Here is a 24,614-nt window from a genome sequence, read left to right as displayed (position 1 = left end):
TCACCGTGCCGCCCTCACGTCTCCTGCGACGGAGGCGTGGGGGCGGGCAGGGGATAGAGGACGCGGTAGTCGATGCGGTGGTGGTAGGCGGCCAGATACGGCGCCCCCGCGATGTCGATGACCACCTGCTGGGGGGGCGTGGGCTGCTGGTTCATCCACGCCTCCGCCTCCGCCTTCGTGGCGAAGGTCAGGCCCGAAGGCGTGAGCCGTTCATCCGCCATGGCCTGGAGGTAGAAGTCCAACGTTTCTGCCCGGACGAGGTGGGTTCTTCCCGTGGCCGGTACGAACATGGCGGTGTAGTAGTCGTCCCCAATCAGCACGGCTGCGACGTGGATCGGCCATCTCCGAGCGGCCATGGCCGCCTCTGCTTCTGCCTTCGTTGCGAACCGGCCAATGACAAGCGGTGGGGCACCGGCGTGAAGACTCTGGACGTACTCCTCGAACGCGTGGTCCTGGCCGGTCGCACAGATGAACTGGATGGCATTCGCGGCGATGCGGATCGCCTCCTCGCTGCCGGGCGTTCTGGGCGCGTCGTCGAGCAAAATCAGCCCGAGCACTTCCAACTGGTCGAATATCTTGGTCACGGCACGGTCTCCGCCAGTGGAAGCCCGGAAGGTCCCTCAGTTGCCATGAGCAGTGCGGGTGCCAGTACAACCAGTCCCGCACCCGCGGAGACAACAACGAAGGCAACACCCGCGACGATGACGACAGCACCAACCAGGAGGGACTTCCGGTGACGGCTTGCCCAGTCAGGCAGCGCTTCCGCAGAGGATACTTTCTGGGGCTGGAGCTGCTCTAGCTTGATGCAGTCCTGATAGGGCGGCAGACACTGGTCGTTGCAATAGGCCTCTTTGCCACCATCACCGCGTGGAACGCGGACATGGCCAAACCCCTTGGGGACTGGGCGACTTTTGCACTGCCGCATGCACTCCATGTGCTCCGCATCACAGTCCCGCACGGAGCGCGCGGTCCGCACGATGCGCCGGCCTTCGGGGGCCTTCACATAACTGGCGAGGTCGAAGTCGCCCGCGGGCCGCCACTCCTGGGTGAAGCTCCCATCTGGTGCCTCCCTCAGGAGCAAGACCCTGCGGGGAAGCTCCTCCCGCGAAGGCGGAGCCACCGCCGCACGCGTCCCACCACAGGCCGCGAGCCACAGGCCGAGCGCCACGGCCGTGACGCTCCTCCCCATGTGAATCCAGACGTGCATCCTTCCACCCAAGCAGAATCCCAGGTGGAAGTCAGGTCACCGCGAGCCGCTCAGAACGCGGTGTTGTTCGCCTTCTTGCCCGGGGTCGAGGCGTAATTGTAGAGGCTGTAGCCCTGGACCCAGGTCCCCGTGGGGCTCAGGTCCGGGGAGCGGTTGAACGAATAGCCAGGCTCCACCGGCATGCTGGAGGTCTGGTACGAGTGGCTGTCCTGCACCGTCCCGTCCGCGCGCACCAGGTACACGATGTCACCCGCGCCATTCTGGTTCACGCCCCGGTCGAACCGCAGCCCGGCGCCGCCGTTGGAGTACGTCGCGTACTGCGCCCCCGCTGGCAGCGCGGTCGACCCCGAGTACACCACGTAGGCCCTGCCCGCAGGCAACACCGTGCCCGACACGAACGTGTGCCGTGCCGGGTCCACGCCCGAGTACGACTTCGCGTCGTGGATCTTCCAGCCGCTCAGGTCCACCGACCCCGGACCCGCGTTGTAGATCTCCACGAACTGCTGGTCGTAGTCCGGCGTCCCCGCAGGGGTATTGAACGGCTGCGCCAGGTACTCGTTGATGAACACCTGCTGCGTCGGCCGCGTCAGCGTGAACGCACCGTCGCTCACGTCCGCCACGTCCGCGCGCGCCGCGTCCGCCACACGCACCCGCACGGCCGTGGAGGACTCGCTCGGCACCGTCCACACGTAGCGGCCGGTGGACGCCGTCAGGCCTGACGCCACCGAGCGCCACACCGTCCCGTCCAGCGTGTACGTGATGTTCACCTGCGACACGTTGCTGGACGTCCAGGTGATGTTGAACGTCTGGCCCGCATTCAGCGTCTCACCGCCGTTGGGCGCCGTGACCCGCACGCTTCCCGACTGCGCGGCCGAGCCGAAGTTGAACTTGCTGAAGATGGGGTAGTGGTCCGACGTGGTGTCCTTGTAGCTGACGATGCTCGGCTTGAGCACCTCCGTGGAGTTCGCCACGTGGTACGCCGCCAGCTCGTTCGTCACCAGCTGATGGTCGATGAACTGGCTGTTGCTCACCGTCGAGCGCGCCCCGGACTCCGACAGCGGCTGGGTGAGGAACTTGTAGCGCGCGGCATCATTCACCAGGTTCAGGTACGGAGACTCGTAGGGCGTGTAGATGGACGCGTCCACGTCGTCGTTCCAGTCGCCCAGCACCATCACGTTCTGCGTCGGCAGGTTCGTGTCCAGGTAGTCCTTGAGGCACGCCGCCGCGCCCTGGCGCCGCGAGTACGAATTCGAGTCCGCGTACGCCTTCATGTGCAGCACCATCACCGTCAGGTCCACCGGCGAGGAGCCCCGGAGCACCTTCAGGTCCACGCGCAGCGGCGGCCGGTACGCGAAGTCCAGCGCGCAATCCGTCAGCACGACGTTCGAGCTCACCAGCTGCACCGCGCTCGTCTTGTAGAGCAGGCCCACCTTCTGGGCCGTCGGGCCGTACCAGCCATCACCCGCGAGCAGGCCGCTGTAGCCGTTGAGGTTCGCGGTCAGCGAGTTGAACGCGTCCGTGCCGACGATCTCCGCCACGCCCAGCACGTCCGGCCCCGCGTCCGCGATGACCGCCGTCGCGTTGGCCAGCTGCATCGCCTCGTCCGTGGGGCCCTCGGCCGTGGAGCCGAACCACTCGATGTTCCAGTTGCCCACCTTCAGCGGCACCGCCGCCGGCTGCGTCCCGCCATCCGTGCCACCATCCGTCTTCGTCCCGCCGTCCGTCTTCGTCCCGCCGTCCGTCACCGGGCCGCCGTCGGGCAGCTCCCCGCCCGACGTGGGCACGGGCACCTGGATGACCGCCTCCGCGTGGGCGCCGTTGGCGTCCTCCACCCGCAGCGTGAACTCATACAGCGCCGGGCCAAACGGCGTGCCCGTCAGCACCCCGTCCTCCGTCAGCTCCAGACCGTCCGGAATCGCCCCGCCCACCTGGGTCCAGGTCAGCGGCGGCGCCCCGCCCGTGGCGGTGAAGGTGAAGGTGTAGGGGCTGCCCTCGGGCGCGTTCGGCAGCCGCGACGGCGCCGTGGTGATGACCGGCGCGGGCCACACGCGCAACGCATAGCCCCGCGTGTGCTGGGCGCCCTTCGCGTCGCGCACCACCACCGTCATCGACCACTCGCCGGCCGTTGTCGCGGGGCCCACCAGCCGCCCGCTGTCTCCATAGAAGGAGAAGCCCGGCGGCACCTGGTCCACCGAGTACGTGAGCGGCGCCGTACCCCCCGTCGCCGTCAGCACCTTCTCGTAGGCCGCGCCCACCGTGGCCGCCTGCAGCGTCACCTGGGGCAACACCGGCCCCTCGGAGGGGCCTGGTTCGTTGGAACCACAGGCCACCAGCGCGAACAGGGACGTGAGCACGACGAGCGAGGACAGCGCTCGGAAGGACCGGGACGGCATATGGGAACGCTCCAGCACCGGGCCCGCCCCAACGCGGCCTTCCCGGAAGAGGGCACGCACCTTAACGTGTCCGCCATCCGACTGTCGCGCGCCCTCCCGCTTGCACCCCGGCGGAGCCCCTGACGCACTGCCACGCGGCAATCAATGGCGCGCTCCGCCGTCCTACACGGACAGCGCGGAAGGCTTTGCGCGCGGTCGCTACGTGCAGTTGGATGGGTTCGAGCAGACGGAGGAGACGCGTCATGGCCGAAAAGTGGGACAGGCAGTTGATGGACTTCCTCAAGCGCACCGGCGAGGACCTCAAGCGCACCACGGACGACCTCCGCGGCGAAGCCGAGCGCCTCCTCAAGGAAGTGAAGGACCCGGAGAAGCAGGCCAAGGTGAAGGAAGGCCTCGTGCAGCTGCGCACCTGGGCCGCCGCCACCACCAAGACCGCTGCGGAGAAGATTGAAACCGCCGTGCGCCGCGTGGAGACCTCCGTCGAGGAGGCCTTCAAGCCCGGCTCCACCTCCGGCGCCGACTCCACCCCTCCGCCCGCCGCCGAAGCGAGGGCCTCCAAGGCCGCCCCCCAGGAGGAGGCCGCCCCCAGCCGCCCGCCCCGCGCCAAGAGCGCCGGCGCGTCCAAGGGCGGCGGCAAGTCCATCGGGCGCAAGAAGACCGCGGGCGCTCCCGCCGCCGCCAAGGGCGCCCGGGCCCCGAAGAAACCAGCTTCCAAGAAAACGATGGGCCGCAAGAAGCCCGCGCCCGGGGCGTGAAGTTCCGCTCCGCATGAAGTCGCGCCTGCCCGCACGCCGGGCATGCGCGACCGCCCCAGGTCCTGTTGGATCGCTCAGCGTCGCGTGAGATAGTGCGCGCCGTGTCGGGTACCAATGACAAGGACAGCATCCAGACGGACATCGGGCAGGACGTGATCGACGAGGCGGTTCGCAGCGTCGAGCGTCGGATGGACGGAGACGCGGACAGTGCGGGCTCGGAGACGGAGGTGGAGCTGGACGTCTCCGCCCCGGCCGCCGAAGCGGACGCCTCCACCCCCGAAGTCGCTCCCCCCACCGAGGACGCGGCCGCGCTCCGCCAGGAGGTGGAGTCGCTGCGCGCGCAGCTGGAGTTCAGCCAGACCAAGGCCCGTGAGACGCTGGAGCGCCTGAAGGAGGCGCACGAGCGCGCCAAGGACTTCCAGGACCGGGCCATCCGCTCCGCCGCGGACCTGGAGAACTACCGCAAGCGCGCGCAGAAGGAGAAGGAGGACGTCCAGAAGTTCGGCGTGGAGAAGCTCCTCAAGGACCTGCTCCCCGTCGTGGACAACATGGACCGCGCGCTCGACGCCGCCGGCAAGTCCCCCGACTTCGACAGCTTCCAGAAGGGCGTGGCCATGACGCGCAAGTCCTTCGAGGACTCGCTCGCCCGCCATGGCGTGAAGGGCTTCTCCGCCAAGGGGCAGCCCTTCGACCCGCGCCTGCACGAAGCCATCCAGCAGGTGGAGTCCGCGGACGTCCCGGCGGGCCACGTCCTCTTCGAGGTGACGCGCGGCTTCTACCTCAACGACCGCCTGGTGCGTCCCGCCATGGTCGTCGTCGCCCGCGCGCCGGAAGCCGCCGCGGCGCCGGAAGCCGCCGCGCCCGCGGCCGGCACGGAAGCACCGAAGGCCTCTGAAGAAAGCAGCGCGGAGCCCCAGACTTCCGCGCCGTCCGACAGTTCCTCCGGGGGGAGTCAGTAGTCATGGCGAAGGTGATTGGAATCGACCTGGGCACCACCAACTCCTGCGTCGCCGTGATGGAAGGCGGCGAGCCGGTGGTCATCCCCAACAGCGAAGGCAGCCGCACCACGCCCTCCATGGTGGGCTTCACCGACTCCGGTGAACGCCTGGTGGGCCAGATTGCCAAGCGGCAGGCCATCACCAACCCGGAGAACACGGTCTTCGCGGCCAAGCGCCTCATCGGCCGCAAGTTCGACTCGCCGGAGGCGAAGAAGGCCATTGGCGTCTCCTCCTTCAAGGTGGCCTCCAGCCCCAACGGCGACGCCTGGGTCGAAATCCGGGGCAAGGGCTACAGCCCGCCGGAAGTCAGCGCCATCGTGCTGATGAAGATGAAGCAGACGGCGGAGGACTACCTCGGCGAGCCCGTCACCGAGGCCGTCATCACCGTCCCCGCGTACTTCAACGACAGCCAGCGCCAGGCCACCAAGGACGCGGGCCGCATCGCGGGCTTGAGCGTGCTGCGCATCATCAACGAGCCCACAGCCGCGGCGCTCGCGTACGGCCTGGACAAGGTGAAGGACGCCACCACGGAGCGCGTGGCCGTCTACGACCTGGGCGGCGGCACGTTCGATATCTCCATCCTGGAGCTCACCGCCGGCGTGTTCGAGGTCAAGAGCACCAACGGCGACACGTTCCTGGGCGGCGAGGACTTCGACCAGCGCCTCATCGACTACCTGGCCAAGCGCTTCGCGGAAGCCAACAACGGCCTGGACCTGCGCAAGGACCGCATGGCGCTCCAGCGCCTGAAGGAGGCCGCGGAGCGCGCCAAGCACGAGCTGTCCAGCGCCCCGGAGACGGAGGTCAACCTCCCGTTCATCACCGCGGACGCGTCCGGCCCCAAGCACCTCACGGAGACCGTGGACCGGTCCACCTTCGAGGCCCTGGTCGCGGACCTCATCGACCGCTCCATCGAGCCGTGCCGCATCGCGCTCAAGGACGCGGGCATCACCGCGCAGGCCATCAACCAGGTCCTCCTGGTGGGCGGCATGACGCGCATGCCGCGCGTGCAGCAGAAGGTGAAGGAGTTCTTCGGCAAGGAGCCCCACAAGGGCATCAACCCGGATGAGGTCGTCGCCGTGGGCGCCGCCATCCAGGGCGGCGTGCTCAAGGGCGAGGTGAAGGACGTCCTCCTGCTGGACGTCACGCCGCTGTCCCTGGGCGTGGAGACGGCGGGCGGCGTCTTCACGAAGATCATCGACAAGAACACCACCATCCCCTGCAAGAAGGGCCAGGTGTTCTCCACCGCGGTGGACAACCAGCCGCTCGTGTCCGTGCACGTCCTCCAGGGCGAGCGCGAGATGGCGGCGGACAACAAGACGCTGGCGCGCTTCGAGCTGGTGGGCATCCCGCCCGCGCCGCGCGGCGTGCCGCAGATTGAAGTGTCCTTCGACATCGACGCGAACGGCATCGTGCACGTGAGCGCGCGCGACCTGGGCACCGGCAAGCAGCAGCAGGTGCGCGTGGTGGGCAACTCCGGCCTGTCCGAAGCCGAAATCCAGACGATGATCAACGACGCCCAGTCGCACTCCGCGGACGACAAGAAGAAGAAGGAGCTGGCGGAGCTGCGCAACAACGCGGACGGGCTCATCTACACCACGGAGAAGAGCCTGGAGGAGTACGCCAACCTCCTGTCGGAGAAGGACCGCGGCGAAATCCAGACGGACCTGGAGCGCCTGCGCTCCGTGCTCAACACCTCCGACGCGGGCGCTTTGAAGGAAGCCTTCCAGCGCCTGGAGGGCAGCGCGTATCGCATCGCGGACGCCATCTACACGGACCAGGCCAAGTCCGGCTGATGCCCCGCCCCGGGGACGCGGGCCGGGCGGTGTGCAATCGCCCGGTCCCCCCGTTCGTAGCCCCGGGGTCCGCCTCTCTTTTCCCCCGGAGCCTCCCTCATGGAACTGACTGAAGCCGTCATGATCATCATGGTCACCGGCATGACTGTCGGCATTCCCCTGCTCGGCCTCACGCTGCGCTTCGCCCTCAAGCCCGTGATTGAGACGTGGCTGCGCGTGCGCGAGGTCCAGGCCCGGCCCGCCGGGGAGCTGGAGGCGCTGCGCGCGCGCGTGGCGCACCTGGAGCACATGCTGGACCGCCACGGCATGCTGGAGCACCCTGTCACGCGCGCGTCTCTGGAGCAGGGGGAGCTGCCGGAGCGCCTGGCGCCGGTGGTCCGCGTGGACCGCGAGCGCGTCTGACGTCCCACCCGGTGGGCGCTCCATCCCCGCCGGGTTTTCGGGTATTGATGGACGCGTGGCGTTCCAATCTCCGGAAGAAGAGCTGGCCTTCCTGCGCGGCCTGATGGCCGTGAACCGGATGGCCGACGACATCCTCGAGGACTGCCTGGAGCGGGGGCTGGACCTCGACACCGGCCTGGATGTGTTCCTCACGCAGTGCGCCCGCATGGTGCACGCGAAGGCGGGCTTCGTTTCGCTCCGGGGCACGCGAGGCCCGGTGCTGACGCGCGTGCTGGGCGAGCTGGGCGTGGACGTCTTCGAGGCGGCCCACTGGCGCGGCCCCCGGAAGCTGCGGGAAGGCCGGATGCTCTTCTGCCAGCAGCTCACCCTGGGGCGGCTGAACCTGGGCGGGCTGGGCCTGGTGGTGGACGGGGTTTTCGAGGACGGCGGCCAGCGGGTGATGGGGCTGGTGGAGGCGATTGGCGAGCAGCTGGACTCCGCGGTGCTGTCCTTCCTGGCGCTGACGGACGGCCGGGGCCCCCTGGAGCGGCTGGACGAGCTGGACGTGGAGGGCACGCCCGTCAACCGCGGGCGCATTGGCCGCTATGAGGTCGTGAAGCCCCTGGGCACGGGCGGCATGGCGCAGGTGCTCGTCGCGCGCACGCGCGGGCCGGAGGGGCTGGGGCGGCTGGTGGCGCTCAAGCGCATCCTGCCCCACCTGACGGCGCAGCCGGAGATGGTGCAGCAGTTCCTGGACGAGGCGCGCATCGGCCTGCGGCTGTCGCACCCCAACCTGGTGCACGTCTACGACTTCGGCGAGGCGCAGGGCGCGTACTACATGGCCATGGAGCTGGTGAACGGCATCGACCTGGACCGGCTCCTGCGCGCCAACAAGGGGCCGCTGGAGCCGGCGGTGGTGTCCGCCATCGTGTCGCAGGCGCTGCTGGGCCTGCACGCCGCGCACGCGCTCAAGGGCGAGGACGGCGCGCCCATGGACCTGGTGCACCGCGACCTGTCACCCCACAACGTGATGGTGGGCTTCGACGGCCAGGTGAAGGTGCTGGACTTCGGCGTGGCCAAGGTGCGCGCGCAGCGCACGGTGACGCTGCCGGGCATCGTGAAGGGCAAGCCGCTCTACATGTCTCCGGAGCAGGCGCTGGGCCAGAAGCTGGACGCGCGCAGCGACCTGTTCGCCATGGGGCTCGTCCTCTACCAGGCCCTCACGGGCCGGCGCGCCTTCGAGCGCGAGGACGAGTTGGACACCATGAAGGCCATCTGCCAGGAGAAGCTGACGAAGCCCCCGGAGCTGCCCACGCCCCTGTGGAACGTGCTGTCGGTGGCGCTGTCCAAGGCCCCGGAGGCCCGCTTCGACAACGCCCACGCCATGGCGGACCGGCTGGTGGCCGCGTGTCCCCCGGCGCGCGATACGGCCCTGGCGGCGCTGGCGGGACGGCTCTTCCCGGAGCGGCTGCGCGACTCGCAGCGGCTGGAGACCGCCGTGAACCACCAGCGGGAGGCCCCTACCCGCGCGACGCCGCCCACCCGCGCGCCGCGCTGACACGACGCGGTGCCACCTCCCCCCGCACACCGCGCGCGTGAAGGCGCGGCATGCGGAGGCGGAGCACAAGGGCCGCGAGGCTTCCCGAGGGTGGCGCTACGAGCGCTTGAGCGGGTCGATGTCCACGTCCGCGCGGTAGCCGGTGCGGCGCTTCTCCTCGTCCACGGTGGGCTCGGTGCGCACCACCTTCGGCTCCTCCAGCTCCTCGTGACGGACGCGGCCCTCCATGGTGCGGCGCTCCTCGATGGGGCGCTTGTGGATGGTGATCTCCTCGTCCGTGTACGCGCGCCTGGTCAGCTCCGCCTCCTCCGCGCTCAGGGGGATGCGGATGGTCTCCTCCTGGAAGGTCGCCACGTCGCCAGGAATGGTGTCCTTCCCCTTCACCGCGCGGCGCACCACCTCCACCTCCTCGTGGCGCAGCGGGACCTCCACCGTCTTCGTCTCCTCGACGACGATCTTGCGAACCTGCGCCTCGCCCGCGGAGCGCTGGCGCTTGGTGACGTCCAGCTCTTCATGGTGCGTGCGCAGCGTGACGTCGTCGTTCGCGATGCGCTCGGCGGCTTTCGCGTCGGCGCGCAGGTCGGTGCGTAGCTCGCGGCGCAGCTCGCGGTCCTTCTCCCGGTCCTTGAGGCCGATCTTCTCCGCGCCGGTCCGGGGGACCTCCTCCACCTTCGCGGTGCCCGTCTTCAGCCCCGCGCCAATGCCACCCACGGTGCCGCCGGTGGCCGTCGCCGCCGTCGCCGCCGTCGCGCCCACCGCGCCGGAGTCGGACAGCCCTCGCAGCGCCTCGCGGCCGTGGTTGAGGTAGATCTCCCCGTTGCGGATGTCGCTCACCTCCACGTAGCGGACCAGGTAGTCCTTCGGGAAGAACATCCCCTTCTCGATGTGGAACTCGCCCTCACTCACGGCGAAGACCTTGCCCAGCTTCTCGCCGTCACTGCTGCGGACCGTCATCCCTTCCTTGATGTCGTTGCGCTTGATCATCATGGACTTGGCTCCTTGTGCCTTCACGTCGGGTCGGGTGTGGTCGCGAGCGGGGCGCCAGGGCCGTCCAGCGCGCTGGAGAGGGTTTCCTGGGGGGAAGTGGACGCTGACGTGTCCGCCACGGCCATCACCCGAAAAGTGGGTTCAATGACGCCCAAGAAAACCCCTGGCGCTGGATGCTCCAGGGGCTCGGCACGCCGCACGCCGCTGGCAACGCCGCGCCAGACGCCTCCCCGCTTCCTGTCCGAGGGGCAGGCATGCAGCGGCAGGACCCCGGGCTTCACGCTGGCCGCGCGCGTCCCCACACCTCACCGTGAGGGCGCGAGTCCGGAGGGTCCGGCCCGCACGAGGAGGCGTCTGCGATGCGAGCCATGAGACCTGGCCGGGGACTCGGATGGATGGCCGGCGCGGTGGGACTGATGGTGGCGGGCCGACTCCTGCGCCGCCGCGCGGGAGCGGCGCTCCCGGAGTCGGCCCCGAAAGAGGCGTCAGGAGGCGCGGCGTCAGACCTGGAGCCCGCCTCCTGGACGCCGGGCGCGCTGCCGGACGCCGAGGCCGCTCCCTCCGCCGGGTGGTCGCTGACGCATGAAGACATGCCGGCCTGGGACGCCGTCGAGGCGCAAGAGGACGGGCCCCGGGGCCCGCCGAGGATCCGCCGGGGACCGTCGGGCCGGGAGCACTTCTGGCTGGAGCCCTGAGCAGGCAGGGCGCGCACTCAGGGTCGGGGCAGGGGCTGGCGACAGCGCTGTTTCAGGGTGTTGGCGGGACTCCGGAGCCAAGCTGTGCGCTTGACCCATGGGGAGGGCTCCCCTAGAAAACCGGGGCTTTGCCCGTCATCTCCCCCGGAGGAAGCCCCCGCATGCGACGACTTGCCCCGATGCTCCTCGCCGCGCTCGCCGTCCTGGCGGCCGCCTGCGAGAAGAAGACGCAGCCCACGGGAGAGGCGGGAGGCACCCCCGCGGCGCAGGCCCCGGCCACCGCGCAGGGCGGCGGTGCGCCCCCGGGCGGTGACGACGTCATCGTGCTGGGCGAAGTGGGCGCGCTGACGGGCGGCCAGGCGACGTTCGGCATCTCCACCCGCAATGGCATCGCGCTGGCGGTGAAGGAGGCCAACGCGGCCGGCGGCGTGAAGGGCAAGAAGCTGGTCGTGCGCGTGTACGACGACCAGAGCAAGCCGGAGGAGGCCGCGCAGGCCGTCACCCGCCTCATCACCCAGGACAAGGTGGCGCTCATCCTGGGCGAGGTGGCGTCCTCCAGCTCCCTGGCCATGGCGGAGAAGGCCCAGGCGGCCGGCGTGCCCATGATCACCCCGTCGTCCACCAACCCGTCCGTGACGGAGAAGGGCGACAACATCTTCCGCGTCTGCTTCATCGACCCGTTCCAGGGCTTCGTGATGGCGAAGTTCGCGCGGGAGAACCTCAAGCTCAACAAGGTCGCGGTGCTCCAGGACAACAAGAGCGCCTACTCCATTGGCCTCACGGAGGTCTTCCGCCAGAAGTTCGCGGAGCTGGGCGGCAAGATTACGGCCACGGAGAGCTACAGCCAGGGCGACACGGACTACCGCGCGCAGCTGACCGCCATCAAGAAGACGCAGCCGGAGGGCATCTACGTGCCGGGCTACTACAGCGAGGTGGGCATCATCGCCCGCCAGGCGCGCGAGCTGGGCCTGAAGGTGCCGCTGATGGGCGGCGACGGCTGGGACTCCGAGAAGCTCTTCGAGCTGGGCGGCAGCGCCATTGAAGGCAGCTACTTCTCCAACCACTACTCGCCGGACAACCCGGACGAGCGCGTGAAGAAGTTCATCGCGGACTACAAGGCGGACAACAACGGCGCGGTGCCGGACGCGCTCGCGGCGCTGGGCTACGACGCCGCGCGCGTCGCCATTGAAGCGCTCAAGAACGCCCCGGACACCAGCGGCCCCGCGTTGCGCGCGGCCATCGCGAAGACGAAGGACTTCCCCGGCGTGGCGGGCAACATCACGCTGGATGAGAAGCGCAACGCGGTGAAGTCCGCCGTGGTGCTGAAGGTCCAGGACGGCAAGTCCACCTACGTCACCACCATCTCGCCTTAACCCCAGGGCCCACCCCGGCACATGTCGCAGCTCATCCAGCACCTCATCAACGGTCTGGCCGCCGGCACCATCTACGCCCTGGTCGCGCTGGGCTACACGATGGTGTACGGCGTCCTCAAGCTCATCAACTTCGCCCACGGCGACGTGATGATGGTCGGCGTCTACATGGGCTACGCGACCGCCTTCGCCCTCGGGCGCCAGGCGCAGCGTTCCATGTGGGGCGTGGTCGTCATCTTCGCGGTGGCCATGGTGGGGTGCGCGCTGCTCGGCTTCCTCATCGAGCGCTTCGCCTACCGCCCGCTGCGTGAAAAGCCGCGCCTCACCGCGCTCATCACCGCCATCGGCATCTCGTTCGCGCTGTCATACGGCTTCCAGCTGGACATCGGCTTCCTGCCGGGCGCGTCCCCCCGGGCCTTCCCGGAGGTCATCGTCCCCAGCGAGTGGTTCATCATTGGCGACCGGGACGTGGTCATCTGGAACTGGCAGGTCATCAGCTTCCTCATCGCCGTGGCGCTGATGGCCGCGCTCCAGTTCCTCGTGTACCGGACGCGCTTTGGCAAGGCGATGCGCGCGGTGTCCTACGACCACCGCACCGCGGCGCTGATGGGCATCCCCACCGACCGCATCATCGCGCTGACGTTCATGCTCTCCAGCGCGCTGGCGGCGGGCGCGGGCCTGCTCTACGCCATCAAGGACACGTCCGTGAGCCCGCTCATGGGCCTGTACGTGGGCCTCAAGGCCTTCGTGGCGGCGGTCATCGGAGGCATCGGCAACGTGCCGGGCGCCGTCGTGGGCGCGCTGCTCCTGGGCCTGGTGGAGGAGTTCGTCGTGGGCTACGCGGCCAGCACCTGGCGTGACGCGGTGGCCTTCGCCTTCCTCATCCTGGTGCTGCTGGTGAAGCCGGGCGGTCTGTTCGGCCGCGTCGCGGCGGAGAAGGTCTGATGGCGGCCCAACCTGGAGGCGTGACGACGCTGACCGACGAGTCCGTGGGCCGCGTGCCCCCGGCCCTGCGCGGCATCCTGCCCGTGCTCATCGCGGTGCCGATGGTGCTCCTGGCGGATGTGCTGCTGAACACCTCGCCCTTCGCCACGTACCTCCTGTCCGTGGTGGGGGTGAACATCATCCTCGCGGTGAGCCTCAACATCGTGAACGGCATGACGGGCCAGTTCTCCATTGGCCACGCGGGCTTCATGGCCGTGGGCGCGTACATCGCGGGCGTCACGTCCCTGGAGCTCAAGGAGGTGGCGCTGTCCTTCCTGCCGGTGGCCGCCAGCGACCAGGTGCTCTTCACCGTGGCGCTGCTCGCGGGCGGCACCTGCGCGGCGCTGTGCGGCTTCCTGGTGGGCCTGCCGTCCCTGCGGCTTCGCGGTGACTACCTGGCCATCGTGACGCTGGGCTTCGGGGAGATCATCCGCGTGGTGGTGCAGAACACGGAGGCCTTTGGCCGCGCGCTGGGCCTGTCCGGCATCCCGCAGTACTCCAGCGTGGCCATGGTGTACTTCTGGGTCTTCCTGGTGGTGCTGGTGGCCCGGAGAATCGCGGGCTCCAGCCACGGCCGCAGCCTGTGGGCCATCCGCGAGGACGAGGTGGCCGCGGAGGCCATGGGCGTGGACACCACCGGCTACAAGGTCCGCGCGTTCGTCATCTCGTCGTTCTTCGCGGGCATCGCCGGCGGCCTGTTCGCGCACTTCGTGCCCATCATCAACCCGGGCTCGTTCACCTTCGTGAAGTCCATGGAGATCGTCGTCATGGTGGTGCTGGGCGGGCTGGGCTCCAGCACGGGCGCCATCGTCGCGGCCATCTTCCTCACGCTCTTGCCCGAAGGCCTGCGCTCGCTGTTCGGCGCGCTGGGCGCGGGGGGCAGCCTGGCGCAGAAGGTGGATCAGATCCGCATGCCCGTGTACGGCATCCTGCTGGTCGTGCTGATGCTCGCGCGTCCGCAGGGCCTGTTCGGCACGAAGGAGCTCTGGGACGTGCTTCCCCGGTGGCTTCCCCGGAAGAAGAGGGGGCTGACATGAGCGCCGCCGTGACTCCTGTCTCCGCCTCGGGCACTGGGGACGCGCTGCTCCAGGCGTCCGGCGTGAGCATCCGCTTCGGGGGCCTCAAGGCCCTCACGGACTTCAACCTCTCCGTGCGCCAGGGCGACCTCCTGGGCCTCATTGGTCCCAACGGCGCGGGCAAGTCCACCGCGTTCAACGTGCTCACCGGCGTGTACCAGCCCACCGAGGGCGAGGTGCGCGTGGCCGGGCAGCGGGTGAACGGCTGGGTGCCGCATCAAATCAACCACCTGGGCCTGGCGCGCACGTTCCAGAACATCCGCCTGTTCCGCGCCCTGACGGCGTTGGACAACGTGAAGGTGGCCTGCCGCGCTCAAGGCGCGCTGCACCCGGTGGTCATGGGCCCCCTGGCCAAGGCGGGCACGGCGATGCGCAACTACCGCGACTGGTGGCGCGCGCTGCTGCTCACCCCCGGCTTCCAGGCCGAGGAGCGCGAGTTGACGCGCCAGGCGGAGCACCTGCTGGAGGTCATGGGCCTGTCGCACCGCCGCGATGAAGAGGCGAAGAACCTGCCCTACGGCGAGCAGCGCCGGCTGGAGATTGCCCGCGCGCTGGGCACCCGCCCCAAGGTGCTGCTGCTGGACGAGCCCGCGGCGGGCATGAACACGCGGGAGAAGGCGGACCTGATGGTGCTCATCCGCCGGCTGCGCGACGAGTTCTCGCTGGGGGTGCTGGTCATCGAGCACGACATGAAGCTGGTGATGGGCATCTGCGAGCGCATCACCGTGCTGGACCACGGAGAGACCATCGCCCGCGGCGCTCCCGCGGAAGTGCGCAGCGACCGCAAGGTCATCGAGGCGTACCTGGGCGACAGCTACCTGGAGTCCCACGGAGGCGCGGCGTGAGCGAGCCGGTGAAGGTGCTGGGCGAGCGGCGTGCGTTCGAGCCGCTCCTGTCGGTGGAGGGCATCCAGGTCCGCTACGGCGCCATCCAGGCGCTACGGGGCGTGTCCCTGACGGTGGGCAAGGGCGAGATGGTGGCCCTCATCGGCGCCAACGGCGCGGGCAAGACGAGCACCCTGCGCGCGGTGAGCGGCATGCTCAAGCCGACCGCGGGCCGCATCACGCTGGCGGGCAAGGACATCACCGGCCTCAAGGCGCACCAGCTGGTGCCTCGCGGCATGGCGCACGCGCCGGAGGGCCGGGGCATCTTCCCCAACCTCACCGTGACGGAGAACCTGGAGCTGGGCGCGTACCTGCGCAAGGACACCGCCCAGGTGCGCCAGGACATGGACAAGGGCTTCAGCCTGTTCCCGGTGCTGCGCGAGCGTCAGAAGCAGCTGGCGGGCACGCTGTCCGGCGGCGAACAGCAGATGCTGGCCATCGCCCGGGCGCTGCTCAGCAAGCCGCAGCTGCTGCTCCTGGACGAGCCGTCCCTGGGCCTGGCGCCGCAGGTGACGGAGACCATCTTCCGCACGCTGCGCGAGGTGAACGCCACCGGCGTCAGCGTGCTCCTGGTGGAGCAGAACGCGCACCTGGCCCTCAACGCCGCCCACTACGGCTACGTGCTGGAGACGGGCGAGGTGGTGATGGCCGGACCCGGCAAGGCGCTCCTGGACAGCGCCGAGGTGCGGCGCGCGTACCTGGGCGAATAGCCCGCCCGCGCCGATTTTCCGGCCCTGGTGCGCGTTGTCCGCCCCCGGACGCTTTCGGGGGTGGGGCTTGGGCAAGTTGCTCGCGCCGCGTCGAAACTCGGGTAGTCAGCGGCGGAGGACTTCGTCTACCGTCCGACAAGACAGTTTGTTTTCTTCCACTTCCCTCTCAGGAAGCGTGCCCATGCGCCCGTTGTCCCGCCTCCTCCTCGCGTCGCTCACCACCCTCGCGCTCATCGCCGGTGCGTGCGCCAACCAGCAGAAGACCGACGGCTCCTCCTCGGGCGGCACCGGTGGCCCCTCGGCCACCTCCACCATCGAGGACGTGCCCAACGAGCCCGTTCCGGGCGAGGCGGGTGGCGCCGCGGCCGCCGCGGGCCCGACCTTCAAGCCCTACGAGGCCACGGAAGGCTTCTCCATCGGCATGCCGACGGAGCCCCAGGTGGAGCGCAAGCAGGTCCCGCTGGGCGCCAACACGGTGAACACCGCGGCCTTCTCCTCGCGCACCGAGGACGGCACCATCTACTCCATCAGCACCGCGGACTACCCGGAGCGCCTGGTGGCGAGCCGTCCCCCGGAGGCCCTGCTGAACGAGGGCAAGGACGGCCTGGTCAAGCAGGTCCAGGGCACCATCAAGGAAGAGACGGACGTCACCCTGGATGGCTACCCCGGCAAGGCCTACACGGTCAGCTCGCCGGTGGTCGGGGAGATCAAGGCGCGCAACTTCCTGGTGGGCCCGCGCCTGTACACGCTGCTGGTCATCTACAACCCCAACCACCCCAACACCACGGCGGACACGTTCCTCACCTCGCTGAAGCTGGTGAACCCGCCCCCGGCCGTCACCACGGCCACGCCGCCGGACGCCGGCACCGCCGGTGACGCGGGCACGCTCGAGGGCATGGACGCGGGCACCGCCACCGACGCGGGCACCGCCGCCCCGCGCCGCCGCAAGGCGAAGTAGTCGCAGGGCGCCGCCGCGACGCTCCCAACAGTCCCGGGGGCGTCGCGCGGTGGGTGTGTTCACCTGTCCGCGCGGAGAAGGCCGGGCCCTCGGGTCCGCCTCCGCCGGATTGCTCCCGGGGCTGCCGTCCCTACCTTTCGGGCGGGGATACGACAGGGGGCGCACAATCACATGATGTCCTGGGTGGGGGCCCTGCTGACCACGGTGGTGGCGGCGGGAGGAGTGCCCATGGTGCCGGCCGGCGGGGGCAATGCCCTGACGCTGCCGGCGCATCGGCACGCGGTGCGGATTGAGACGGGCAATGGGCATGCGCCCACGTGGCTCCTGGCCATCCAGCAGCAGGGGGCGGAGGGCGAGGGGCTGAACCTGTTCCGCTCCGAGGACGGGTTCCTGGGCTTCTCCAAGCTGGCGGAAGTCCAGCCGGATCCGTCGCACCACGACCGGGCGGAGCTGGTCGCGGTGGGGCGCGACGTGGCGATGGTCTACGCGTACGAAGGCCCGTCACTGGCGGCGTCGTCGCGGCACGACGTGTACTTCCAGTGGTGGCGCTACGACGCGGACGAGGACACCTGGACGCCGGAGCCGGCGGTGCGGGTGTTCAACGCGGACAGTGCGACGGCGTATTCGCGGGCGCTCCTGGCGCGGGACTCGAAGGGGCGGCTGTGGGTGCAGGCGTTCCGGCTGGAGCCGGACGGGGGCGCCACGGCGGTGGTGGCGGTGTCCACGGACGGCGGCGCGAGCTTCCAGAAGCAGCCGGACCTGGGGCGCACGCGGAAGCGGGGCGGGGGACGGCTGCTCAGCGTGGGGTCCAAGCTCGTCTTCTTCTGGGCCATGCACGACGGCTTCGAGCCCACGCGGATGCGGGTGCGTGACGCCGCGGATCCGCTGGACACGTGGGGGCCGCAGCGGGACGCGTTCTCCGACGGCATCTACCACGGCGCGGCGCTGAGCGCGGTGGAGGACGGCAGGGGCGGCATCCACCTGGTCTACAAGGACGAGACGGAGCGGCTGTACTACCGGCGCTTCGACGGGACGTCGTTCGGCTCGCGCATCCTGGTGGAGGGGACGCCGGACTGGGCGCTGCAGCCCGCGGTGACGCGCATCGGGGACGCGCTGTATGTCTTCTACAATCACTTCCAGACGGCGACGGATTACGAAATTCGCGTGCGGGTGCTGCGCAACGGCGTGTTCAGCGACCCGGTGACGCTGGATTCGCGCACGAGCTTCAAGGGCTACCTGAGCACCCTGGACGTGCTGCCGGACAGCGTCACGGAGGTGCCGTGCTTCTACGGCGACGCGGTGGACGCGAACTCCAGCGGCCGGGTGATGCGCGTGGCGCTGGCTCGCCAGCCGGAAGGCGGCGGCGGCTCCGGGCAGGACGGCGGGACGCCGGATGGCGGCGGTGTTCCGGATGGCGGTTCGGGCACGGATGGCGGCTCGGGCACGGATGGCGGCTCGGGCACGGATGGCGGCTCGGGCACCTCGGATGGAGGCGTGGACGCGGGGACGCCGGATGGCGGCTCGGGCACGGACGGCGGCGTGGACGCGGGGACGCCGCCGGTGGATGGCGGGACGCAGGGGCCGGTGACGCTGGAGTCGGTGTTCACGAACACCACGCACGAGGTGCTGGCCGTGGACGGCGCGGGCACGGTGTTCGCGCTGGCGCTGGACGGGAGCCGCTCGAAGCTCCTGGCGAGCACGGACGGCGGGCGCACCTTCAGCGCGAGAGGGCAGGGCGTGGGCGGCGCGTCGTTCTGGGTGATGGCGGCGCTCAAGGACGGGACGCTGCTCGCGCAGATGAGCCGCGGCGGCAGCTACCACCTGGAGCGCTCCACGGACGGCGGTCGCACGTGGGCGGATGTTGCTTCGCTGGGGAGCTACCGCGCGATGTCGCCCGCGAGCTTCGCGGAGCTGGGCAGCACGGTGTTCTTCCTGGAGTACCAGACGTTCACCTCCGGGAGCACGCCGCTGCGGCTGTGGGCGAGCACGGACGGCGGCGCGACGTGGACCCCGCGCGCGACGTTCCAGGACCACCGGCACGGCACGGCGCTGTACGCGGATGCGACGCGCAGCGTGCTGTGGGCCACGTTCGGGAGCAGCAGCGCGCAGGCGGCGGTGGTGCGCTCGACGGACGGGGGCCGCACCTGGACGAAGGTGATGGGCGGCTACGCGGCCAACGCGGTGACGGGGACGGTGCTGCCGGGAGGAGAGCTGCTGCTGGGACAGTCCACGCTCTATGAGCCCGAGCACCCGAAGCTCTTGCGCGTGTACGCGAGCGGACGAGTCGATGCGCTGATGACGTTGCCGGGACCGGCCTACTCGCTGGAGGCGCTGCCGGGAGGCGGCTTCGTGCTGGGAACGGCGAGGGCGGACGTGGGCGACGTGCAGCCCGCGTCGGACCTCTACGCGCGCCTCTTCACCAGCACGGACGGCGTGACATGGACGGAGGCCCGGAGATTCGAGCGGGCCACCAGCGGCGTCCTGGCCCGCGCGGAGGTCTGGGGCGCGCTGTCCAATGGCGACCTGGTGGTGCGGGCGGAGAACCTGAAGGGCTTTGGAGCCGGAGGGAAGGGGTTCCAGGTCCTCCGCGTGAAGCGCTAGGGCGCCCGCGGGAAGTCCGAATACACGACCGCGAGCCTGGCATCCGCCGCCAGGCTCGCGGGCGTCACCAGCTCCAGGTCCACCGGCACCGGACCGCGGTAGCGCTCGGCGATTTCACGCCGCAGCCCCGCCACGTCCAGGTCGCCCAGCCGCTCCATCCTGCCGTACTCCACGCCCGCTCCTGTCGCATACGCCTTGCGCACCAGCTCCGAGCAGTACATCGCCTCGTCCCCCCACCCGAAGAGCGCGTCGTACGGCTTGCCCAGGTGCCGCTTCGCCTCCTCCACCGCCCGCGCCTTCGCCGCGTCATCCACGCCCCGCGGCCGCATCACCAGCAGCCGCCCCTTCACCCCGCGCGCCTTCCATCGCGCGAACGGCGTGCGCTTCACGGGCTGCACCGCCTCCACCACGAACGTCCCCTCCGGCGTCACCTCCACCAGCCCCACGTGCGACAGCGGGCTGTGCGTGGCGACCTGGATGGCCTTCGACTGGCGTGATCCCGACGTCTGGAACACCACGTCCCCCGTCCGCACCTTCGCCGCCACGCCCTCCGCCTCGCGCGGCGCCGCCTGCGTCCCGCGGCCCACCAGCCACGTCGCCCCCACCAGCACGAGGGCCAGCAGCCACAGCCCCTTCACGATCCAGCGCATCCGTCCGTCCCTTCCAGGGGTTGCATCCGTCCACCCACCCCCAGTGCAGCCCGGGTGCCAGCCGTTTCAGAGCGGAGTTCACCCATGGTATGCGGATGTCGCTTCCGACCCTGGGTCAGAGCGTGGTAAACCTGGGGAATCTACTTATTACAGCGAACCAAGAATAGTGTGGCATCGCCGGAAATTTTGAGGTAGTTACGAAGCACTCGCGCGCCGGCAGTCCGTGCGTTCGGGAGAGGGGGCTCATCGGAGGAATTCGTCGTGACCGCATCGAACTCGCCCATCCGTTGCCTGCTCTATCCGTCCCTCGGCGAGGTACGGGAGCACGTGCGTGTGGAGCTGTTCGCGCGGGCGCTGTCGGAGCGGATGGGCCGCCCGGTGGTGATGTCCATGGCGCCCACCTACGAGTACCTGGAGGCGGAGCTCGCTTCGGGCCGGGTGGAGATGGCCTGGGGCACCGCGGAGCAGTGCAACGCCTTCGAGCCGCAGGCGCGCGCGGTGCTGCGCGCGGTGCGCTCCGGCAGCTGCTACTACCACGCCGCCTTCATCTGCCGCTCGGACGAGCCGCTGACGCTGGAGACGCTGGCGGGCAAGCGCGTGGCGTGGGTGGCGCCGCGCTCCACCGGCGGGCACCTGCTCCCTGTGCGCCACCTGGAGTCGCTGGGCCTGCGCCCGGACACGCTCTTCTCCGAGCAGCGCTTCCTGGGCACCTACCGCAAGGCGCTGGACGCGGTGATGCGCGGCGAGTCGGACCTGTGCGCGCTCTTCTGCAACCACAAGGACGCGCACGCGATGCGCGCCACGCTGACGACGTACCTGGGCGCGGACGCGCCGCGGCTCACGCCGTTCCTCTTCACCATCCCCACGCTCGCCGACGGCCTCATCCTCACCAAGAGGATGCCGGAGGCGGACGCGCAGGCGCTCATCTCCGTCCTCACGCGGATGAACACCGACGGCGCGGGCCTGGAGATGCTCATGGGCCCCTTCCGGGTGGAGACCTTCGTCCGGTCGCCCGGTCTGGACGCGCCCGCGTCCGGCCCGCGTCCCACGGGGGCCGCCGAGTACCTGGCCGGAGAGCTGGACGCGGAAGGCCGCTGCCTGCGGCTGTGGTCCCCGTCCGGCCGCGCCTTCGGCCTGGACATGCGCGGCGGGGAGGGGCGCAAGCTGGAGGAGGTCCTGGGCACCGCCGCGAGCAAGCCCCTCATGTCCCTGCTCGACGCCGTCCTCCGGGGCGGCTCCGACGGGCGGCTGGAGTACCGGCTCACCGTGAACGGCGACGAGCGCGTCTACGCGGCGGAGATCACCCCCTGCGCGCCCTCGCCCGGGGACACGGGCGTGCGGCTGGGCCTGCTGGTGCGCGACGTCAGCGGCCTGCGCGCGCTGGAGGACCCGCTGTACCGGCTGGCGTCCTTCCCGCTGCTGCACCCGGAGCCGCTCCTGGAGCTGGGCATGGACGGGGAGCTGCGGTACGCGAACCCCGCCACCCACGCGGCCTTCCAGGACCTGGTGGAGAAGGGCGCCGCGCACCCGCTGGTGAACGCGGCCGTCGTCTGGGCGTGGCGGGGCGCGCCCCCGGGAGAGCCGCCGCCCACGGTGCACCTGGACGGGCGCTACTGGGAGCTCACCATCGCGCAGCTGTGGGACCCGCCGGGCCTGCGCGTGTTCGCGCGCGACGTGACGCTGCGCAAGCAGCTGGAGGCGCGGCTGTTCCAGGCGGACCGGCTGTCCGCGCTGGGCTCGCTCGCGGCGGCGGTGGGCCATGAGATGAACAACCCGCTGGCCTTCGTGCTGGCGAACCTCTCGTACATCCGCGAGGAGATGGACCGCCTGAAGCAGCCGCTGCTGGACGGCAAGCCCGTGCCGCGCGCGGACCTGGACGACATGCTGGAGGCGCTGGGCGAGACGGTGGAGGGCGCCACCCGGCTCAAGCACATCGTGCAGGATTTGCGCACGCTGTCGCGCAAGCCGCCGGAGCACCGCGCCCGCGTGGCCGTGCAGCCGGTGCTGGAGAACGCGCTCAAGCTCTTGCGCGGCGAACTGCAGCACCGCGCGCGGCTGGAGCGGGACTTCCACGACATGCCCACGGTGGACGCGGACGAGGCGCGCCTCACCCAGCTCTTCCTCAACCTGCTGCTCAATGGCCTGCAGCAGATGGACGCCCAGGACGCCGCGCACAACGTGCTGCGCGTGGCGGCCTACACCAGCGAGGACGGCGAGGTGGTGGTGGAGGTGCAGGACTCCGGCAAGGGCCTGTCCCAGGACGCGCTCGCGCACATCTTCGAGCCCTTCGCCACCGCGCGCCCCAACAGCACCGGCCTGGGCCTGTCCGTGAGCCACACCATCGTCACCGGCCTGGGCGGCACGCTGCGCGCGGAGAGCCGCGAGGGACGCGGCACGCTGCTCACCGTCACGCTGCCCGCCGCCGTGCCCGTGGCGGAGTCCCTGCGCGCCTGCTAGCCGCGCTCCAGCATCACCTCCAGCCGGGGCACGTAGTGGCCGCGCGTGCTCTCGAACAGCACCAGCCGGTCCACGCGCCCCTCACCCCAGGACGCGCTTTGCAGCTCGCGCGCGCACGCCGCCAGCGCCGGGTCCCCGCGCGGTGGCCGGGCCCGGGCCAGCGTCAGGTGCGCGATGTACTCGCCGTGCTCGGACGTGAAGCCCAGGGGCTCCAGCGCGCGCGCCACGTCCGCCTGGAGCGCCTTCAGCGCGGCGGTGTCCCCGCGCACGTCCGCCCAGAGCACGCGCGGGTGGGACGGCGAGCCGAACGCCCCGCCGCCCGCCACCGACAGCACGAACGGCGCGTGATACAGCCCCACCGGCTCCAGCGCGTCGCGCAACTCCGGCAGGCGGCTGTCATCCACGTCCCCCAGGAAGAGCAGCGTCAGGTGCACGCCCTCCGGCCGCACCCACTTCGCGTCCGGAGCCAGGGCGCGCAGGCGCTCGATGCCCCGCGCTGTCTGCGCGGTGAGGGCCTCTCCCAGCGTCACGGCGGTGAACAGGCGCATCGTGAAAGACCTCCTTCAAGGAACCTGGACGCTCCCCGCCGCGTGCGCCTTCTTCCGGGGCCACATCGCGTAGAGCCAGGCGGGCAGGAACACGAGGAACTCCACGCCGCTCACGTACAGGCCTCGCGCGGACAGCATGCCCGCGCCAATGGGCGCCACCGGCAGCGGCCGCACCGGGGCGAAGACGCGCGCGTTGGAGAAGGGCCAGAAGAGGGCCGCGCCCAGCCCGCCGTCCGTGAGCGTGTCCAGGATGCCGTGGCTGGCCACCGCCGCGAGCGTCAGCATGCCCCAGCGCGTGGCGGACTCCCCCTTCCACCGGGCCAGCGCCGCCACCGCCAGCGCCACCGCCGCCGCGAACACGAACGAGTGCGACGCACCGCGGTGTCCCCACGTCGCCGCGTAGGGGATGCGCAGCGCGAACGCCACCACGTCCGCGTCCGGCAGCAGGGCGAGCAGGGACAGGAACGCCATCACCGCCACCCGCCGCCGCCAGGGCGCGCCGGCCCCCGTCTCGTAACGCCCCAACGCCATGCCCACCGCCACGTGCCCGATGCTCGCCATGGGCCAGGACCCTAACGCAGGGCGGCCCCGCCTGGAGAGCGCCCCATGCGTGGGGTAGCCTCCGTTGATACATGCGGTTTCTGTTCTCACGCGCCCGAGTCGAAGCCACCCTGCAACGCCGTTTGGAGGAGTGGCGGGCCGATGTTGGCTCCTGGCTCAATGTGACGCGCATGGGCGCGACGGCGGCGTGGCTGGCGCTGGCCGTGCTGGATGACTGGCACGTGTCGCGCGGCGTGCTGGCGGGCTACATCGCGCTGGCCGTCCTGCTGTGGGCGGGCGCGCGCAGGGTGCCGGACCTGCTGCGGCGGCCGGCGCTGGGCGTGGCGCTGCTGGACATGCCGCTCATCTACTTCCTGCAGGAGTGGTCCATCCGGGGCTCCGCCAACGGCGTGGCCATCGCGCTGCTCACCATGGGCGTGTACCTGGTGCTGGTGGTCATCGTGTCCATGGTGACGCTGTCGCGGCTCATCGTCGCGGCGGCCACGGCGATGGGCATCGTCGCGGTGGCCATGCTGACGCTGGGCGCGGGGCTGCCCGCGTCCCAGTTCCTGCCCGGACTGGCGCTGGTGATGGTGCTCGCGTCGTCGGTGGCCTTCTTCATCAGCCGCACGGTGATGGGGCTCGTCACGGACGTGGTGCGCGAGGAGATGCAGCGCGAACGGCTGGGCCGCTTCTTCTCCCCGGAGGTCGCGCGGCGCATCTCGGAGAAGGGCACGGACGGGGAGGCCGGCGAGCACCGCGAGGTGACGCTGCTCGTCTCCGACATCCGCGGCTTCACCACGCTGTCGGACCGGATGGACAGCCCCCAGGTGGTGGCGCTGCTCAACGAGTACCTGTCGCGCATGGTGGAGGTGGTGTTCCGCCACGGCGGCACCCTGGACAAGTTCATGGGCGACGGCATCCTCGCGTACTTCGGCGCGCCCCTGGAGCAGCCCGACCACCCGGAGGCCGCCGTGTCGTGCGCGCTGGCCATGCTGGAGGCGCTGGACACGCTCAACCAGGAGCGCGCCGCGCGGGGCGAATTCTCCCTCGGCATCGGCGTGGGCAT

General features: G+C 70.5%; 21 protein-coding genes. 15 read left to right on the top strand and 6 right to left on the bottom strand.

Annotated features, from left to right (window positions below; all coding sequences use genetic code 11):
• Positions 1-14: 14 nt before the first annotated feature.
• Both D7W82_RS20120 and D7W82_RS41615 read right to left on the bottom strand, forming a co-directional pair.
• Complete coding sequence (locus tag D7W82_RS20120) at positions 15-584, bottom strand: head protein (RefSeq protein ID WP_120619891.1); 570 nt, start codon at positions 582-584, stop codon at positions 15-17.
• Between the two features lie 673 nt (positions 585-1,257).
• A complete protein-coding gene (locus D7W82_RS41615; protein ID WP_120619889.1) occupies positions 1,258-3,600 on the bottom strand; it encodes a lamin tail domain-containing protein in 2,343 nt (780 codons plus the stop codon).
• A gap of 242 nt (positions 3,601-3,842) precedes the next feature.
• On the opposite strand from D7W82_RS41615, the gene D7W82_RS20105 reads away from it, so the two are divergent.
• The 5 genes from D7W82_RS20105 to D7W82_RS20085 all read left to right on the top strand — a co-directional run bounded on the left by D7W82_RS20105 (position 3,843) and on the right by D7W82_RS20085 (position 9,085).
• The gene (locus tag D7W82_RS20105; RefSeq protein ID WP_120619888.1) at positions 3,843-4,355 is read left to right on the top strand and encodes a transcriptional regulator; all 513 of its coding nucleotides are present in this window, start codon (positions 3,843-3,845) and stop codon (positions 4,353-4,355) included.
• A gap of 101 nt (positions 4,356-4,456) precedes the next feature.
• Complete coding sequence (gene grpE / locus D7W82_RS20100; protein WP_233587813.1) at positions 4,457-5,314, top strand: nucleotide exchange factor GrpE; 858 nt, start codon at positions 4,457-4,459, stop codon at positions 5,312-5,314.
• 2 nt (positions 5,315-5,316) lie between these two features.
• Positions 5,317-7,146, top strand: coding sequence for a molecular chaperone DnaK (dnaK, locus tag D7W82_RS20095; RefSeq protein ID WP_120619886.1), 1,830 nt, complete (start codon positions 5,317-5,319; stop codon positions 7,144-7,146).
• A gap of 99 nt (positions 7,147-7,245) precedes the next feature.
• On the top strand, positions 7,246-7,548 hold the full coding sequence (locus D7W82_RS20090) for a hypothetical protein (RefSeq protein WP_147439404.1): 303 nt from the start codon (positions 7,246-7,248) through the stop codon (positions 7,546-7,548).
• Positions 7,549-7,651: 103 nt separating this feature from the next.
• Complete coding sequence (locus D7W82_RS20085; RefSeq protein ID WP_233587817.1) at positions 7,652-9,085, top strand: serine/threonine-protein kinase; 1,434 nt, start codon at positions 7,652-7,654, stop codon at positions 9,083-9,085.
• Between the two features lie 96 nt (positions 9,086-9,181).
• Here the strand turns inward: D7W82_RS20085 and D7W82_RS20080 are convergent, their stop codons facing one another.
• A complete protein-coding gene (locus D7W82_RS20080; RefSeq protein WP_233587812.1) occupies positions 9,182-10,072 on the bottom strand; it encodes a YsnF/AvaK domain-containing protein in 891 nt (296 codons plus the stop codon).
• A 359-nt stretch (positions 10,073-10,431) separates the two neighbouring features.
• Here D7W82_RS20080 and D7W82_RS20075 point away from each other — a divergent pair, with 359 nt between their 5' ends.
• The 8 genes from D7W82_RS20075 to D7W82_RS20040 all read left to right on the top strand — a co-directional run bounded on the left by D7W82_RS20075 (position 10,432) and on the right by D7W82_RS20040 (position 19,350).
• Positions 10,432-10,767, top strand: coding sequence for a hypothetical protein (locus tag D7W82_RS20075; protein WP_147439403.1), 336 nt, complete (start codon positions 10,432-10,434; stop codon positions 10,765-10,767).
• A 161-nt stretch (positions 10,768-10,928) separates the two neighbouring features.
• Positions 10,929-12,140: an ABC transporter substrate-binding protein gene (locus D7W82_RS20070; protein WP_120619883.1), complete on the top strand. Its 1,212-nt coding sequence runs from the start codon at positions 10,929-10,931 to the stop codon at positions 12,138-12,140.
• Between the two features lie 21 nt (positions 12,141-12,161).
• Positions 12,162-13,082, top strand: coding sequence for a branched-chain amino acid ABC transporter permease (locus D7W82_RS20065; RefSeq protein WP_120619882.1), 921 nt, complete (start codon positions 12,162-12,164; stop codon positions 13,080-13,082).
• A complete protein-coding gene (locus D7W82_RS20060; RefSeq protein WP_120619881.1) occupies positions 13,082-14,158 on the top strand; it encodes a branched-chain amino acid ABC transporter permease in 1,077 nt (358 codons plus the stop codon). Before D7W82_RS20065 ends, D7W82_RS20060 begins: the two co-directional genes overlap by 1 nt.
• Positions 14,155-15,042, top strand: coding sequence for an ABC transporter ATP-binding protein (locus D7W82_RS20055; RefSeq protein ID WP_120619880.1), 888 nt, complete (start codon positions 14,155-14,157; stop codon positions 15,040-15,042). Before D7W82_RS20060 ends, D7W82_RS20055 begins: the two co-directional genes overlap by 4 nt.
• Entirely contained in the window at positions 15,039-15,791 is a 753-nt protein-coding gene (locus D7W82_RS20050; RefSeq protein WP_120619879.1) for an ABC transporter ATP-binding protein, read from the top strand. The genes D7W82_RS20055 and D7W82_RS20050 overlap by 4 nt, the downstream gene beginning before the upstream one ends.
• A gap of 181 nt (positions 15,792-15,972) precedes the next feature.
• On the top strand, positions 15,973-16,749 hold the full coding sequence (locus tag D7W82_RS20045; protein ID WP_216618602.1) for a hypothetical protein: 777 nt from the start codon (positions 15,973-15,975) through the stop codon (positions 16,747-16,749).
• 171 nt (positions 16,750-16,920) lie between these two features.
• Positions 16,921-19,350: a sialidase family protein gene (locus D7W82_RS20040; RefSeq protein ID WP_233587811.1), complete on the top strand. Its 2,430-nt coding sequence runs from the start codon at positions 16,921-16,923 to the stop codon at positions 19,348-19,350.
• Here the strand turns inward: D7W82_RS20040 and D7W82_RS20035 are convergent.
• A complete protein-coding gene (locus D7W82_RS20035) occupies positions 19,347-20,000 on the bottom strand; it encodes a YiiX/YebB-like N1pC/P60 family cysteine hydrolase (RefSeq protein WP_199727792.1) in 654 nt (217 codons plus the stop codon). The genes D7W82_RS20040 and D7W82_RS20035 overlap by 4 nt on opposite strands.
• Before the next feature lie 261 nt (positions 20,001-20,261).
• On the opposite strand from D7W82_RS20035, the gene D7W82_RS20030 reads away from it, so the two are divergent.
• On the top strand, positions 20,262-22,457 hold the full coding sequence (locus tag D7W82_RS20030) for a PhnD/SsuA/transferrin family substrate-binding protein (RefSeq protein ID WP_120619877.1): 2,196 nt from the start codon (positions 20,262-20,264) through the stop codon (positions 22,455-22,457).
• On the opposite strand, the gene thpR is transcribed toward D7W82_RS20030, so the two are convergent.
• On the bottom strand, positions 22,454-23,005 hold the full coding sequence (thpR, locus tag D7W82_RS20025) for an RNA 2',3'-cyclic phosphodiesterase (protein ID WP_120619876.1): 552 nt from the start codon (positions 23,003-23,005) through the stop codon (positions 22,454-22,456). The two genes, D7W82_RS20030 and thpR, sit on opposite strands and share 4 nt — an antisense overlap.
• A gap of 15 nt (positions 23,006-23,020) precedes the next feature.
• Positions 23,021-23,566, bottom strand: coding sequence for a metal-dependent hydrolase (locus tag D7W82_RS20020; RefSeq protein WP_120619875.1), 546 nt, complete (start codon positions 23,564-23,566; stop codon positions 23,021-23,023).
• Between the two features lie 170 nt (positions 23,567-23,736).
• On the opposite strand from D7W82_RS20020, the gene D7W82_RS20015 reads away from it, so the two are divergent.
• Positions 23,737-24,614: adenylate/guanylate cyclase domain-containing protein (locus D7W82_RS20015; protein WP_233587810.1), on the top strand; the 878-nt coding region annotated here is incomplete at its 3' end.

The sequence above is a fragment of the Corallococcus sp. CA049B genome, assembly GCF_003611685.1.
Classification (GTDB): Bacteria; Myxococcota; Myxococcia; order Myxococcales; family Myxococcaceae; genus Corallococcus; species Corallococcus coralloides.
This window is presented reverse-complemented; position numbering and strand designations above follow the sequence as displayed.

What these genes read in the sequence shown, in the direction of transcription:
- D7W82_RS41615 (WP_120619889.1), bottom strand. Translation starts at nt 3,600, where the DNA reads ATGCCGTCCCGGTCCTTCCGAGCGCTGTCCTCGCTCGTCGTGCTCACG.
- D7W82_RS20105 (WP_120619888.1), top strand. Translation starts at nt 3,843, where the DNA reads ATGGCCGAAAAGTGGGACAGGCAGTTGATGGACTTCCTCAAGCGCACC.
- dnaK (WP_120619886.1), top strand. Translation starts at nt 5,317, where the DNA reads ATGGCGAAGGTGATTGGAATCGACCTGGGCACCACCAACTCCTGCGTC.
- D7W82_RS20090 (WP_147439404.1), top strand. Translation starts at nt 7,246, where the DNA reads ATGGAACTGACTGAAGCCGTCATGATCATCATGGTCACCGGCATGACT.
- D7W82_RS20085 (WP_233587817.1), top strand. Translation starts at nt 7,652, where the DNA reads ATGGCCGTGAACCGGATGGCCGACGACATCCTCGAGGACTGCCTGGAG.
- D7W82_RS20080 (WP_233587812.1), bottom strand. Translation starts at nt 10,072, where the DNA reads ATGATGATCAAGCGCAACGACATCAAGGAAGGGATGACGGTCCGCAGC.
- D7W82_RS20075 (WP_147439403.1), top strand. Translation starts at nt 10,432, where the DNA reads ATGCGAGCCATGAGACCTGGCCGGGGACTCGGATGGATGGCCGGCGCG.
- D7W82_RS20070 (WP_120619883.1), top strand. Translation starts at nt 10,929, where the DNA reads ATGCGACGACTTGCCCCGATGCTCCTCGCCGCGCTCGCCGTCCTGGCG.
- D7W82_RS20065 (WP_120619882.1), top strand. Translation starts at nt 12,162, where the DNA reads ATGTCGCAGCTCATCCAGCACCTCATCAACGGTCTGGCCGCCGGCACC.
- D7W82_RS20060 (WP_120619881.1), top strand. Translation starts at nt 13,082, where the DNA reads ATGGCGGCCCAACCTGGAGGCGTGACGACGCTGACCGACGAGTCCGTG.
- D7W82_RS20055 (WP_120619880.1), top strand. Translation starts at nt 14,155, where the DNA reads ATGAGCGCCGCCGTGACTCCTGTCTCCGCCTCGGGCACTGGGGACGCG.
- D7W82_RS20045 (WP_216618602.1), top strand. Translation starts at nt 15,973, where the DNA reads ATGCGCCCGTTGTCCCGCCTCCTCCTCGCGTCGCTCACCACCCTCGCG.
- D7W82_RS20040 (WP_233587811.1), top strand. Translation starts at nt 16,921, where the DNA reads ATGATGTCCTGGGTGGGGGCCCTGCTGACCACGGTGGTGGCGGCGGGA.
- D7W82_RS20035 (WP_199727792.1), bottom strand. Translation starts at nt 20,000, where the DNA reads ATGCGCTGGATCGTGAAGGGGCTGTGGCTGCTGGCCCTCGTGCTGGTG.
- thpR (WP_120619876.1), bottom strand. Translation starts at nt 23,005, where the DNA reads ATGCGCCTGTTCACCGCCGTGACGCTGGGAGAGGCCCTCACCGCGCAG.
- D7W82_RS20020 (WP_120619875.1), bottom strand. Translation starts at nt 23,566, where the DNA reads ATGGCGAGCATCGGGCACGTGGCGGTGGGCATGGCGTTGGGGCGTTAC.